12 protein-coding genes are annotated in these 12,982 nt (G+C 61.1%); 7 read left to right on the forward strand and 5 right to left on the reverse strand.

The genetic code is table 11. The annotated features are described in order from the left end of the window. Positions 1-415: winged helix-turn-helix domain-containing protein (locus tag IH881_18210; protein ID MCH7869633.1), on the reverse strand; the 415-nt coding region annotated here is incomplete at its 3' end. A gap of 499 nt (positions 416-914) precedes the next feature. Here IH881_18210 and IH881_18215 point away from each other — a divergent pair. Further along, the gene (locus tag IH881_18215) at positions 915-1,394 is read left to right on the forward strand and encodes a hypothetical protein (GenBank protein MCH7869634.1); all 480 of its coding nucleotides are present in this window, start codon (positions 915-917) and stop codon (positions 1,392-1,394) included. A 334-nt stretch (positions 1,395-1,728) separates the two neighbouring features. Here the strand turns inward: IH881_18215 and IH881_18220 are convergent, their stop codons facing one another. Both IH881_18220 and IH881_18225 read right to left on the reverse strand, forming a co-directional pair. Next, the gene (locus tag IH881_18220) at positions 1,729-3,177 is read right to left on the reverse strand and encodes an amidase (protein ID MCH7869635.1); all 1,449 of its coding nucleotides are present in this window, start codon (positions 3,175-3,177) and stop codon (positions 1,729-1,731) included. Positions 3,178-3,179: 2 nt separating this feature from the next. Then, a complete protein-coding gene (locus tag IH881_18225; protein ID MCH7869636.1) occupies positions 3,180-3,569 on the reverse strand; it encodes a hypothetical protein in 390 nt (129 codons plus the stop codon). Positions 3,570-3,631: 62 nt separating this feature from the next. Here IH881_18225 and IH881_18230 point away from each other — a divergent pair, with 62 nt between their 5' ends. The 6 genes from IH881_18230 (at position 3,632) to IH881_18255 (ending at position 11,328) form a co-directional block, all read left to right on the forward strand. Continuing rightward, a complete protein-coding gene (locus tag IH881_18230) occupies positions 3,632-4,282 on the forward strand; it encodes a nucleotidyltransferase family protein (GenBank protein MCH7869637.1) in 651 nt (216 codons plus the stop codon). Continuing rightward, positions 4,282-4,572: a hypothetical protein gene (locus tag IH881_18235; protein MCH7869638.1), complete on the forward strand. Its 291-nt coding sequence runs from the start codon at positions 4,282-4,284 to the stop codon at positions 4,570-4,572. Before IH881_18230 ends, IH881_18235 begins: the two co-directional genes overlap by 1 nt. Positions 4,573-4,719: 147 nt before the next feature. Beyond that, a complete protein-coding gene (aceE, locus tag IH881_18240; protein ID MCH7869639.1) occupies positions 4,720-7,386 on the forward strand; it encodes a pyruvate dehydrogenase (acetyl-transferring), homodimeric type in 2,667 nt (888 codons plus the stop codon). Between the two features lie 3 nt (positions 7,387-7,389). Further along, entirely contained in the window at positions 7,390-8,682 is a 1,293-nt protein-coding gene (aceF, locus tag IH881_18245; GenBank protein MCH7869640.1) for a dihydrolipoyllysine-residue acetyltransferase, read from the forward strand. After that, the gene (gene lpdA / locus IH881_18250; protein MCH7869641.1) at positions 8,679-10,469 is read left to right on the forward strand and encodes a dihydrolipoyl dehydrogenase; all 1,791 of its coding nucleotides are present in this window, start codon (positions 8,679-8,681) and stop codon (positions 10,467-10,469) included. The genes aceF and lpdA overlap by 4 nt, the downstream gene beginning before the upstream one ends. A 25-nt stretch (positions 10,470-10,494) precedes the next feature. Then, positions 10,495-11,328, forward strand: coding sequence for a hypothetical protein (locus IH881_18255; GenBank protein ID MCH7869642.1), 834 nt, complete (start codon positions 10,495-10,497; stop codon positions 11,326-11,328). A gap of 3 nt (positions 11,329-11,331) precedes the next feature. Here the strand turns inward: IH881_18255 and IH881_18260 are convergent, their stop codons facing one another. Beyond that, the gene (locus tag IH881_18260) at positions 11,332-12,036 is read right to left on the reverse strand and encodes a leucyl/phenylalanyl-tRNA--protein transferase (GenBank protein ID MCH7869643.1); all 705 of its coding nucleotides are present in this window, start codon (positions 12,034-12,036) and stop codon (positions 11,332-11,334) included. A gap of 48 nt (positions 12,037-12,084) precedes the next feature. Beyond that, positions 12,085-12,720 carry a TIGR00730 family Rossman fold protein gene (locus IH881_18265; GenBank protein MCH7869644.1) on the reverse strand — a complete coding sequence of 212 codons (636 nt, stop codon included), beginning with the start codon at positions 12,718-12,720 and terminating at the stop codon, positions 12,085-12,087. Between the last annotated feature and the right edge of the window lie 262 nt (positions 12,721-12,982).

Consider the following 12,982-nt stretch of genomic DNA (forward strand, 5'->3'; position numbering starts at 1 on the left):
GGAACCAGGCGACAACGGCCACGAGCAGCAGCGCCGCGACCCCGGTTGCAGCGATCCGACGGGTGCGGAAGCCGATGGGCGCCTGGGGGGCCGCCTCCGAGGCGACGGAGACCTCCGCGACGAACCGAAAGCCGTGCCCGTATTCGGTACGCAGCACCGTCTGGTGCTCGCCGTCGTCCCCCACCGCCTGGCGGGCTTTCTGCACCGTCCGGGAGACCGCCGCTGGGGTCACGTGGGCGCCCGACCAGAAGGCGTCGAGCAGCTCGTCGGGTGAGACGAAGCGCTCGCGATGTTCGATCAGGTAGGTGAGGACGTCGAAGATCTTCGGCTCAACTGGGATCCGCCGGCCCTGGTGCTGGAGGGTCCGCGCTTCAGGCTCTAACTCGTAGCCTCCAAAGACGAAACGCATTGGCATAGAGACCCCTTCTCTTCCCCCGCGGGAGATTATGCCACAACACAACTGCCTGTCGAAAGTGACGCGGTCGAGAAATGGTCGAGAAATGGTCGAGCTCCCATCGAGCTTCGAGGGCAGTCCGCTGGTATGGAAGGAGAGACGCGGAAATGGCTCGATGGGCCATGAGAACCGCGAGGGCGGCGACCGCAAAAATGAGGAATAAAGTTCAGATCATCGCAACGAGCCTGGCCTGGCTGGCCGATCTCCTGTTGGTCAGCCGTGTGGCATGGGCACGACCCGGCGAGGCGGTCTCATGGGCGTAGACCGGTCAGCGGCGCTCAGTTTCCGCCACAGCCCACCACAGACTGAGAGCGCGAGTCGCCAGCCGTGGTTCGGGGCTGTGAAAATACAGATCCAGCCGGACATCCTGTCATCGTGATGAGACAGGGTGAACCGGAGGAATCAGAATGAGATGTAAAACATGAGTGTACTAACCACTCTTTAAACAAGGAGAGATACCATGGCTAAAAGACTGTTTGCTTTCATGGTCGGTTTTGTCTTGCTCGGAGGCTTCGCAGTTGCGGAGGCGGGCGGGCGAAAAGGTGACGGTGAACTGGTACTACGTGTGGACACGGATGGTTTCACCACTTTCGATCAGACCGACGACGGTTTCGCGGGAGGGGCAGCGTTCTACGTCAGCGGCGATATCTGCGAAGAGCTGGACCTTCTTGACGATTGCACTGCTATAGGCACGTTCCACTGCTGGGGATGGGCTATTGGCCCGGACCAAGCTGCAACTGTTGTGTCCCAGGAGTACCATCTTTTTGGCCGTGGGAAGATCCAGGTTCAAGGTGTCGAGGATGAGGGCCCTCGCGCCGTTACCGGGGGTACTGGTGAGTTCCGCAACGTACGCGGCGAGGCCACCGGATTCGATTTATCCACGTTCCTCACCAACGGTGACTTCATCGCGACATTCAAGCTCATAGGGGCAGAAAAATAGGGCTACGCAACCTTTTAAATGAAAGGTTGGGAAAGTCGCGGCGGCTAGCTCCACACTTAACCGTGGTGCGGATAGGGTGATTTTTCTCAGGCTTCCGGGGACTTGAGGTCGCGCGCGAGGGTGATCGTGCCCGGGTTCCGGACGGCCCGCAGGGTGGCCTTCCGTAGATACGCGCGCGGCTCGACCCCGCACAGCTTCGCCGACTCGATCCCGAAGACAGGGGTGGCTCTCTCACTTCAGGTTTGGCATGAGACCGGTCATCGGAAATTTCTTAAAATGCGCGGCTTGATTTTACTATTCTCACGGACTTGTTGTTGGGCATGACTGGATGGAATTAGCCGAAGATTGGTGGGGTGTTGCTTTGCCAGGGGGTGGCGGCTTCCAGTTGGGCGGCGCAACTCAGGAGTAGACCTTCCTGTCCCACCTGGGCGACTAGCTGGGAACCGATGGGCAGGCCCTCTTCTGATACGTGGAGTGGGAGCGAGATTCCCGGTTGGCCTGAGAGGTTGTGGGGAAGGGTGAAGATTCCGTACGGGGCGGCCAGGAAGTAGGCCTTCAGGGGTTCTTCGACTGTCGAGACCAGTGTTCCTATGGGTGGAGCTGGTTGGGCGGTGCCCGGGGTCAAGAGAAGGTCGTAACCGCTTTCCCACCAAGTCGACAGTCGCCGGCCGAAGGCGTGCGTGTATTCGATCGTTGCAAGAAAATCTTGAGCCGAGAGTGCCTTGCCCTGTTGGGCGAGCATCCAGGTCAGGGGTTCGACACTGTCCTCGGTGACTTCCCTCCCCACCGCTTGCCCCCACAAAACGAGCGCCTGGGCGACACTGGTTGCGACAATCTTTACGTAGTGCCCCACCATTTCACCTTCTTCGAGGGCGGGTGGGTGTGCGAGTTCGACGTCGTGTCCCAACTCCTCGAGCAGCTTGGCGGTCTTTTCTACGGCGCGGACACAAGCGGGGTGGATCGGAATGTCGCGCGGGGTGTCGCGCATGAATCCGATGCGCAGGCGTTCCGGAGGGCGGGCGGACTGTTCGGCAAAGGATCGTTCGGGTAGCGCCGCCCTGTAGGGGTCACCGGGTGCGGGTCCCGCCACCGCGTCGAGCAAGGCTGCGCAGTCGCGCACCGATCGCGTGAGCGCAAACTCGCCCGACAGACCGCTCCAACGTTCGCCGGCACCCGGACCAAAGGAACAGCGCCCGCGACTCGGCTTGAGCCCGACAATGCCGCACATGCTCGCGGGAATGCGGATCGACCCGCCGCCGTCACTGCCGTGCGCCATCGGGACGATCCCCGCCGCCACCGCCGCAGCGGTTCCACCGCTCGAACCTCCGGTGGTGTGAGCGAGATTCCAGGGATTGCGTACCGCACCGAAGGCCTGGGTTTCTCCGGTGGGAAGCACCGCGAGTTCAGAGGTAGCCGTCCTTCCCAAGGCCACTAGTCCCGCAGCATCAATGCGCTGAGTAAAGAAGCTGTCCTCGGGCGCGGTCCACTTGGCATCTTTCAAAAAGCGCATTCCCGCGCAATAGGGCTGGCCCTTTTGATCACCACCGATGTCCTTCAGCAAGAAGGGAACCCCGCGGAAGGGACCGTCGGGAAGTTCCGAGGACGCAGCCGCGTCGCGCGCGCGGTCGAGTGCCAGGTGAATCACGGCGTTGAGTTTGGGATTGATGCGTTCGAGCCGTTCGCAGGCGGCTTCCACCAACTCCACCGGCGTCAGTTCGCCGCTTTTGACGAGCTGCGCTTGAGCGGTGGCGTCCAGCATCGCGAGATCGTTTGCTTGTCCCATCTTCAACTCCCCGCGACTGGATCGAGGATCACCTGCACTTCGCTGCCCGAAGGTTGCAGCGTAATGAAGCGCGGATTCTCGTCGTCGGTGCGGAACTGCAGCCGCATTCCCTGTGCTCCCACGTCTCCAGCCCAGACCCGCGCAAGGGGAGAACCGACCAGGCGCCACCAGGGCTCGTCTTCGGACGCATCCACGACGCCAGACGGAATCTCGTCGGCCCCCTCGATGGTCTCCGACCTAACCATCCCCGCAGCGGGGTCGACTTTCAGCAGCAGGCGGCCGACGTCGAAGGTCAACAAGAATCCATCCGCCAGGGCAGCACCGTCGCCGCCGAGCCGGTCCGCCTTCAGCAGGCGTCCGCTCGCTTCGGCAACCCGCGAAAGTCGCTCCATACTTTGTATTCCTCCGCGCGCCGGGTCGAACCCCGCAGCGTGTGCCAAGCTAGGCGTTGACCATGTCGACCCTATCCAAAGCCCCCGGCACAGCCAGCGTACACGAATCTTCGGGTCCCGTGGCGGCACTCATCCTGGCGGCTGGAGGGTCCACGCGAATGGGAACCCCCAAGGCCTTGTTGCCGTGGGGCGACACAACGCTGCTGGGACACTGCATCGAGGTCGCCCTCGCCTCGACCTGCGACGAGGTCTGGGTGGCGGTCGGCGCAGACGAGGAAGCGGTTGAGAATGCGATTCGAGACTCGGGCGTTCAAGTGATTCGCCACGAACAATGGCGGGCGGGGATGGGCTCGACCATCGCGGTCGCCGTGGGTCAATTGAGTCAACGCCTGGGTGGAGTGATGATCCTCCCGTGTGACCAGCCCTTCGTCACACCGGAGCTGCTCGACAGCTTGCTCGAACGCCGCATCGCGGACGGAACCGAGCTGGCGGCGTGCCGCTATCGAGACACCGTAGGCCCCCCCGCGTTTTTTTCCCGCAGTGCGTTCGAACGGCTCGCATCCCTGACCGGGGACCGCGGCGCCAAAGCGCTGCTGATCGAAAATCTAGAGCGGGTCGCCCTCGTAGACTTTCCACTCGGCGCGTTCGATATCGATACCCCCGAAGACTATGATCGAGCCCTTGACGAACTCGCGCGCCGGAAAGACCGCTGATGATGCTCGATGAGAACGAATCCGTGCGACCCGACGGCTTGACCGTGAGACGAATGCGCCACGATCGCGGCTGGTCAGCGCGGGAAATGGTCGATGCGATCGCCAATGCTAGCGAGCGAGCGACCGGAGTTCGGCAGTCGATTACGCCCAACTTGCTGAAGGGAATTGAAGAACGCAACGAATCTGTTCCTTACGCGACGCTATGCCTGGTCGCCGACGGATTCGGCTGCGACCCCGTCGAGATACTCTCATCGGACATTGACCCAACCGTGGACCCGTTCTTGAACTAACAGGCCGCTAGTGGTCGATCTTGAAAGAGTGGCATTGCCGAGAAGTCCCGACCCGCTCGAAATGTGGCATCATATTTCCCCCGTCTGGCAGCGGGGATGTCAGGTCTCGCCGGACCGAAAAATCATGTCTTGCACAGAGGTCAATGCATGACCCAAGATCACGATGTCGATCCAGAGGAAACGCGCGACTGGTTGGATTCACTGCATTCGGTGCTCGAAAAGGAAGGCATCGAACGCGCGCACTACCTGATCGAACGTCTCGTTGCAGAAATGCGACGCTCGGGGGCGCATCTTCCCTACAAGGCCACCACCGCCTACCTGAACACCATTCGCAAGAGTGACGAAGAGCGCTCCCCCGGCGAGCCGGGACTCGAACACCGCATTCGCTCAATTAACCGCTGGAACGCACTCGCGATGGTTTACAACGCCAACACCATCAGCAGCGAGCTGGGCGGACACATTTCGAGCTATGCCTCGTGCGCGACGCTCTACGAGGTCGGGTTCAACCATTTCTTTCACGCCCCGACCGAGGATCACGGCGGCGACCTCATCTACTTCCAGGGCCACAGCGCTCCGGGGATCTACGCCCGCGCGTTTCTCGAGGGTCGGCTCAGCGAAGATCAGCTGCGAAAATTCCGCCAGGAGGTCGACGGCGGTGGGCTCTCTTCCTATCCGCATCCATGGTTGATGCGCGATTTTTGGAGTTTTCCCACAGTGTCGATGGGCCTTTGCTCTCTGATGGCGATTTATCAGGCGCGCTTCATGAAGCATCTGCATCAGCGCAGCATCATCGACGCCACCGAACGAAAGGTCTGGGCTTTCCTGGGTGATGGCGAGATGGACGAGCCCGAATCCCGGGGCGCCATCTCCTTGGCATCGCGCGAAGAACTCGACAACCTCATCTTTGTGATCAATTGCAATCTTCAACGCCTCGACGGTCCGGTACGGGGCAATGCAAAGATCATCCAGGAACTCGAAGGCGACTTCCGCGGAGCGGGCTGGAATGTCATCAAGGTAATCTGGGGCGAAGGTTGGGACCGCCTGCTCGCCAAAGACAAAAAAGGCATGTTGCTCAAGCGCATGGAAGAGGCGGTTGACGGCGACTACCAGAACTACAAGGCCAAGGGCGGCGCTTATGTGCGCGAGCACTTCTTTGGCAAGTATCCCGAAACCGCCGAAATGGTCGCCGACATGACCGACGACGATATCTGGGCGCTGCAACGCGGTGGTCATGACCCGGCCAAGGTGTACGCCGCCTACGCCCAGGCGATGCAGCATACCGGGCAACCGACGGTGATCCTGGCAAAGACCGTCAAGGGCTATGGCCTCGGCAAGGGGGGCGAGAGTGTGAACATCGCCCACTCGCTCAAGAAACCCGGCCGCGATGCCCTGCGAGCATTTCGAGACCGCTACCGCATTCCGATCCCCGACGATCAACTCGACAATCCGCCCTTCTACAAGCCCGACCACAACAGCGCCGAAATGCAGTACCTGCGCGAGTGTCGGGAAGCTTTGGGAGGCTTCTTGCCGGTGCGGAGCGGCGATATTGCGCCACTGAAGATTCCCGACTTCGAGATCTTCGCCAATCAAACCGAAGGAACGGGCAAGCGCGAGATTTCGACCACGATGGCTTTTGTCCGCATGCTGACAGCACTGACTCGAGACGAAGAACTCAAGTGGCGAATCGTTCCCATCGTGCCCGACGAGGCGCGAACCTTCGGCATGGAAGGACTGTTCCGCACCCTGGGCATCTACTCCGTAAAGGGCCAGCTCTACGATCCCGTCGATGCCGATCAGGTGATGTGGTACAAGGAAGACTCCGCCGGACAGATCCTGCAAGAAGGCATCACGGAAGCCGGAGCCTTTTCCTCCTGGATCGCGGCCGCGACCGCCTACGCGAATCACGACGTTTCCATGATCCCCTTCTACATCTTCTATTCGATGTTCGGCTTCCAGCGCATTGGCGATCTCGCCTGGGCCGCCGGGGACAGCCAGGCCCGGGGCTTTTTGCTGGGAGGCACTGCGGGGCGCACGACCTTGGCGGGCGAAGGCTTGCAACATCAAGATGGACACAGCCTGGTGCTCGCCTCGACGATCCCCAACTGCCGCGCCTACGATCCGACCTTCAACTATGAACTCGCGGTGATCATCCACGAAGGCCTGATCCGCATGTTCCAGGAGCGCGAGAGCGTCTTCTATTACATCAGCGTGATGAACGAGAACTACACCCATCCGCCTATGCCTAAAGGGCGGCCCAATGGAATTCGCGAGGGAATCATCCAAGGGATGTACCTGTTCGAAGAAGGCGGCGCCGGTGAACTCCGGGTGCAGCTGCTGGGCAGCGGTGCGATCCTTCGTGAGGTCATTGCGGCGAGCAAGCTGCTCAAAGAGGACTGGGGGGTCGAGTCCGACATCTGGAGTGTCACGAGCTTCAACGAACTCGCGCGCAATGGTGCGGAAGTCGATCGCTGGAACCTGCTCCACCCGGACGAAACGCCGAGAGTTCCGATCATCACCCAGAACCTCGCCCCGTATTCCGGTCCGGTCATTGCGGCCAGTGACTACATTCGCACCTACGTGGATCAAGTGCGCGGCTTCGTGCCGCGAAACTACCGGGTGCTCGGGACCGACGGCTACGGGCGCAGCGACACACGGTCCAAACTGCGAGAGTTCTTCGAAGTCGACAGTCGCTATGTCGCGATCGCGGCGCTCAAGTCCCTTGCAGAAGAAGGCCAGATCCAAAACGAGCAGGTAAGCCAGGCGATCAAGAAGTACGGCATCGACCCCAATAAACCCAACCCGGCGAAGGTATAGAGCGTGGCAACGGAGCTCGCGGTCAAAGTCCCCGATATTGGCGAGTTCGATGCCGTCGAAGTGATCGAAATCCTGGTGAAACCCGGGGATGAAGTCGCCGTCGAGCAGTCGCTCATCACTCTCGAAAGCGACAAGGCGACGATGGAGATCCCCGCGCCGTTCGCCGGAGTGGTGAAACAAGTCTCGGTCTCACTCGGGGACCAGGTGGCAGAGGGTTCGACGATTGTGATTCTCGAAGTCTCGGGTGAAGCGGCGGAAGTCGAAGCACCCAGTCTCGAAGCACCCCAACCCACCGTTGCCCCGACCCCGGCGGTCGCAGAAGCCGGGCCGGCGCAGATGCTCAGCCAGGCTCCGCCACTCGACAGCCGTCCCGCACCGAGCGCACTGCGGGCTCACGCCACGCCCAGCGTCAGACGCATGGCAAGGGAATTGGGCGTCGAACTCTCGCGGGTTACGGGGACTGGCAGCAAGGGTCGCATCACGAAGCTGGACCTCGAGGGCTACGTCAAAGGTGCATTGGCCAAGGGTGTGACGCCCGGCGCAGCCAGCGGCTTTGCGGTTCCCGAGATGCCCGAGATCGATTTCACACGCTGGGGCGAGATCGAACACGAGCCGCTCAACAAACTGCGCAGGATCTCCGCACGCAATCTGCACCGGGCCTGGCTCACGGTGCCCCACGTCACTCAATTTGATGAAGCCGATATCACCGAGCTCGAAGAATTTCGCAAAGCCAAGAAGTCCGAGGCCAAGGAGCGGGGTGTCTCCCTCACGCCGCTGGCTTTCTTCCTCAAGGCGACTGCGGTGACACTGCAAGATTTTCCGAACGCCAACTCGTCGCTTGCGCGCGACGGTGAGTCGTTGATCGTGAAGAAGTACATCCACATCGGCGTCGCCGTAGACACGGACCGCGGACTCGTGGTCCCGGTGATTCGAGACGTCGACAAGAAGGGGTTGTTCGAGATCGCCGAAGCCCTCGCGGTGGTGAGCCAGAAGGCCCGGGATCGCAAGCTGCGGCCCGACGATCTCCAGGGCGGGACTTTCTCGATCTCGAGTCTCGGCGGCATCGGGGGAACGGCCTTCACGCCGATCGTCAATGCGCCCGAGGTGGCGATCCTCGGCATTGCGCGTGCGAGCCGCAAGCCCATTTGGGATGAAGCAACTGAAAGCTTCGTACCGCGGCTGATCGTTCCCCTGTGTCTTTCCTACGACCATCGGGTGATCGACGGCGCAGACGCCGTGCGGTTTACAACGCGCTTGAAGACGGTGCTCAACGATATTCGGAATCTCATTCTATGAGCACGCTGGAAATCCGCGTTCCCGATATCGGCGAATTCGATGCGGTCGAGGTGATCGAGATTTTGATCGCGCCCGGGGATGCGGTCTCGGTCGAGCAATCGCTCATCACCCTCGAGAGCGACAAAGCCACGATGGAAATTCCGTCGACCCACGCGGGAACCATCACGGAAATTTGCGTCGAGATGGGGAGCCAGGTGTCCGAGGGCGATCTGATCGTGCGCCTCGAGATCGCAGAAGACTCGACGACAACAGAGCCACCCGCCAGCGCGGCCGTGTCGGCAGAAGAACAGCAGCCGGCTCCGACTGCGCAACCCGAAGTCAATACCGAAGCCAAGACCGAAGCCGCACCTTCTGTACCGGACGAACCGCTTCCGGACGCGGACTTCGCGGCGGACGTCGTTGTGCTCGGTGCAGGACCCGGGGGCTATACGGCCGCGTTCCGGGCCGCGGACCTGGGGATGAATGTCGTATTGGTCGAACGCTACGACACTCTGGGGGGGGTGTGCCTCAACGTCGGATGCATTCCGTCAAAGGCATTGCTCCATCTATCCGACGTTTTGACCGAGGTCAGTACCCTCGCTGCACATGGAGTCGAGTTCGGCGAACCGAAACTGGATCTCGTCAAGATCCGCGCCTTCAAGGATTCGGTCGTGGCCAAGCTCGCGGGTGGACTTACGGCTCTGGCCAAACGCCGCAAGGTCACGGTGATTCAGGGTACGGGCAATTTTGAAGGCCCTCACCTGCTCTCGGTCGAGGGCAATGACGGCCGCCAGACCGTCGCGTTCCATCACGCCATTATCGCAGCCGGTTCGAGCGCAATCGAAATACCGAGCTTTCCCAACGACGATTCGCGCCTGATGGATTCGACGGACGCGCTGATGCTGGACGAGATTCCCGAGCGTTTGCTCGTCGTCGGTGGCGGCATCATCGGTCTCGAACTCGCTTCGGTGTTTCACGCCCTGGGGAGCAAGATCACGGTCGTCGAACTGCTCGACCAGTTGATGACCGGCACGGATCCAGATCTCGTGAAACCCTTGCAAAAGATCATCACCCGTCGCTACGAGAACATCTTCATCGGCACCAAGGTCAGTTCAATCGAGGCAAAAAGTGATGGCCTCCACGTGGGCATGGAGGGCAAAGATGCTCCGGCGCAGGATGTCTTCGACCGGGTGTTGGTCGCTGTCGGGCGCACGCCAAACGGCACAAAGATCAGCGCGGACAAAGCCGGCGTGACGGTCGACGAGCGGGGCTTCATCGCCGTCGACAACCAACAGCGTACCAACGTCCCACACATTTTTGCGATCGGCGATCTGGTCGGCGGACCGATGCTCGCCCACAAAGCCACCCACGAAGGCAAGACCGCGGCCGAGGTCATCGCCGGCAAGAAGACGGTCTTTGAACCGCTCACCATCCCCTCGGTTGCCTACACGGATCCAGAAGTGGCGTGGATGGGTCTGACGGAACTCGAAGCGAAAAGGCAAGATATCGACGTGCGCAAAGCCAGCTTTCCCTGGGCCGCGAGTGGACGCGCGCTGGGAATCGGTCGCAGTGAGGGGGTGACGAAGCTATTGCTCGACCCCGAAACCGGGCGCTTGTTGGGTGCCGGAATCGTCGGCCCCCACGCGGGCGACCTGATCGCTGAACTCGTGCTGGCCCTCGAACTCGGCGCCGACGCCGAAGACATCGCCCTCAGCGTCCATCCGCATCCCACCCTTTCGGAAACCTCGGCGATGGCCGCTGAGATGGCCGTGGGAACCATCACGGATCTCTATCTTCCCAGGCGCTAGCCCGGATTATTCATGAAGGTCCGTCATGAATAATCCGGGCTGGTCCCTGGCATTGGGAGTTCAAATCGAGATGCCCACGTTTGCGAGTGTTGCGGAGGCCAGGACTCAGGACGGGGTTCGCCTCGTCCTCACCGTGGGAGCCCCCGGTCCCTGGGGCGAGGCCGCGAAGGGATTGCTCCACGTCAAGAAAATCGCATTTGTCCCGGTCCGCCAGGAAGCGGGCAGCGACAACCCCGAGCTCGTCGCCTGGACAGGGATCCGCAACGCCCCCCAAATCATCGCCGAAGACGACAAGCCCCTGCACGCCTGGTTGGACCTGATCCACTTTGCCGAAAACCGCGCCCCATCTCCGTCGCTGATACCCGACGATCCGAACGATCGCGTACTGATGTTTGGCATGATCCACGAACTGGCCGGCACAGAAGGCTATGCCTGGAGTCGTCGCCTTACACTCTTCAAGCCAATCATGGACCTCGCCAAACAGGGCGAGAACCCCGGGTTCAAACCCGTGCAATTGATGGCCGCCCAATACGGCTACCGAGAAGAAGCAGCTGAGCGCGCATCCGACAAGGTCGCAGAAGTGTTGAATCTGTTGAGCGAGAGGCTGCGCCTGCAGAGCGAAGCCGGCAACGGCCCATATCTGATCGGCGACCGGCTCTCCGCCCTGGACATCTACTGGGCAGCCTTCGCCGCAATGGTTGCGCCACTCTCCCCCGAACGCTGCGCAATGCCCGACTACCTGCGACAAGCCTACGGAACAATCGACGAAACCATCACCAGCGCCCTGACCCCCTCCCTACTAAAACATCGCGACTACATCTACGACACATACCTCGAACTCCCGGTAGTCTTCGAATAGCCCCTAAACTTCAACCGAAAAATCTCGATCGAACTGCCACTTGCCACGCCGGGTCTCACACTCCAAAGCCCGATCAAGAGCGCAAAGAAATTCTTCTCGCGGCCACTCCGTCGCACCCAAGCGCCCCAAATGCTCAGTGTGGACCTGACAATCCAGAAACTGAAAATTCCAACGTTCGAGCTGCCTTACCAGATGTACGAAGGCGATCTTCGAGGCTTCACTCGAGCTGGCATACATCGACTCGCCAAAGAAGGCTGCGCCCAGAGAAACCCCATACATCCCGCCAACGAGTTCCCCCTCACACCACGCCTCGACGCAATGGGCGTACCCCCGTTCGTGCAGCGCTTCGTAACCCTCGATCATGTCGTCTGTAATCCAGGTCCCGTCCTGATCGGGTCGCGGCGCCGTGGCACAAGCGCGAATCACCTGATGAAAGGCGGTGTCTAGCCGAACCTCGAAACGGCGCCTTCGCAGGTTCTTCCGCAAGGTGCGGTTGATCTCCACCTCGGGCAGTCGCAATACCATGCGGGGGTCCGGCGAAAACCAGAGAATCGGATTTTCGCTGTACCAGGGAAAAATTCCGTGCGCGTAGGCGGACACAAGTCTATCGGGGGACAGATCGCCCCCGATCGCGACGAGCCCGGTGGCCTCGTCTGCCGTCCTCGGATCTGGAAATGGAATTGCAGCCTTGACCCTGTCGAACATCATGGGAAACTAACTCCCACCAAATGGATACGCTCGCGTCCAGGCTCGAGACTAGACTGCCGCAAACGCAACCGCGTCCTTCGACCACGGCGGCGCAGCTTTGAAGGCGGACAGAACTTCCGCCGGATCGTCTACCACCGACCACATCTTCGTGTGTCGGCGATCCATGAAATCGCGCTCCACGCAGCGCTCCAGTTGCGCGAGACAAGGATCGAAGAAGCCGGCTTGATTGACGAACACGATCGGTCCCAGGAAGAGACCGAGGCGCTTGGCCGTAATGGCGTCAAAGACTTCTTCGAGAGTGCCCGACCCTCCCGGAAGTGTCACCACCGCGTCGCAGGACGACAACATCAGGCTCTTGCGCTCGGCCATGGTCTCGACCAGATGCAGTTCGCTGAGCCCTGGATGAGTCCACTCGAGTTTGGCCATGAAGCGCGGTTGAATGCCCACCACCTTTCCGCCCTCGTCGAGCGCCGCGCTAGCCAATGCTCCCATCGAACCCTCGCTTCCTCCTCCGTAAACTACGCTGCGACCCGAGCGTGCGAGAACGCGACCCAATCTCGCAGCCGCCTCGCGGAACATGGGATCCGCGCTCTTGCTCGACGCACAAAAGACGAGCACGCGCGCGTTGTCCCTCGCCGGGGTTCCGGGTTCAACAGAATCTGGGACATCGGGGACTTGGGACATCGATCTCCACTCCTTGCAAGCGCGCCACGCTAGCCAGCAGGCGCGCAGATACTCGGGCCGGACCCTCGCTTGACCGAGTGCCTGCCGACGCCTACATTGGCAGGACAGGTTCGGAATTTCAACGGGACGATTTCCGGCGCTTGCAGGCCCAAGGACCTCCGTTACCCATCCGGGACGGGCGACCCCCGACGTGCTAAGTGCCCTTTACGGCGGGTCCAGGCCCCTTCCCGCCACGAACCAAAACCATGCCCCAGACGAGGCA

Source organism: Myxococcales bacterium (genome assembly GCA_022563535.1).
Taxonomy (GTDB): Bacteria; Myxococcota_A; UBA9160; order UBA9160; family UBA4427; genus DUBZ01.

Coding starts and splice junctions, on each gene's coding strand:
- IH881_18225 (MCH7869636.1), bottom strand. CDS start 3,569: ATGGAGCGACTTTCGCGGGTTGCCGAAGCGAGCGGACGCCTGCTGAAG.
- aceE (MCH7869639.1), top strand. CDS start 4,720: ATGACCCAAGATCACGATGTCGATCCAGAGGAAACGCGCGACTGGTTG.
- IH881_18215 (MCH7869634.1), top strand. CDS start 915: ATGGCTAAAAGACTGTTTGCTTTCATGGTCGGTTTTGTCTTGCTCGGA.
- IH881_18255 (MCH7869642.1), top strand. CDS start 10,495: ATGAATAATCCGGGCTGGTCCCTGGCATTGGGAGTTCAAATCGAGATG.
- lpdA (MCH7869641.1), top strand. CDS start 8,679: ATGAGCACGCTGGAAATCCGCGTTCCCGATATCGGCGAATTCGATGCG.
- IH881_18265 (MCH7869644.1), bottom strand. CDS start 12,720: ATGTCCCAAGTCCCCGATGTCCCAGATTCTGTTGAACCCGGAACCCCG.
- IH881_18230 (MCH7869637.1), top strand. CDS start 3,632: ATGTCGACCCTATCCAAAGCCCCCGGCACAGCCAGCGTACACGAATCT.
- IH881_18220 (MCH7869635.1), bottom strand. CDS start 3,177: ATGGGACAAGCAAACGATCTCGCGATGCTGGACGCCACCGCTCAAGCG.
- IH881_18235 (MCH7869638.1), top strand. CDS start 4,282: ATGATGCTCGATGAGAACGAATCCGTGCGACCCGACGGCTTGACCGTG.
- IH881_18260 (MCH7869643.1), bottom strand. CDS start 12,036: ATGATGTTCGACAGGGTCAAGGCTGCAATTCCATTTCCAGATCCGAGG.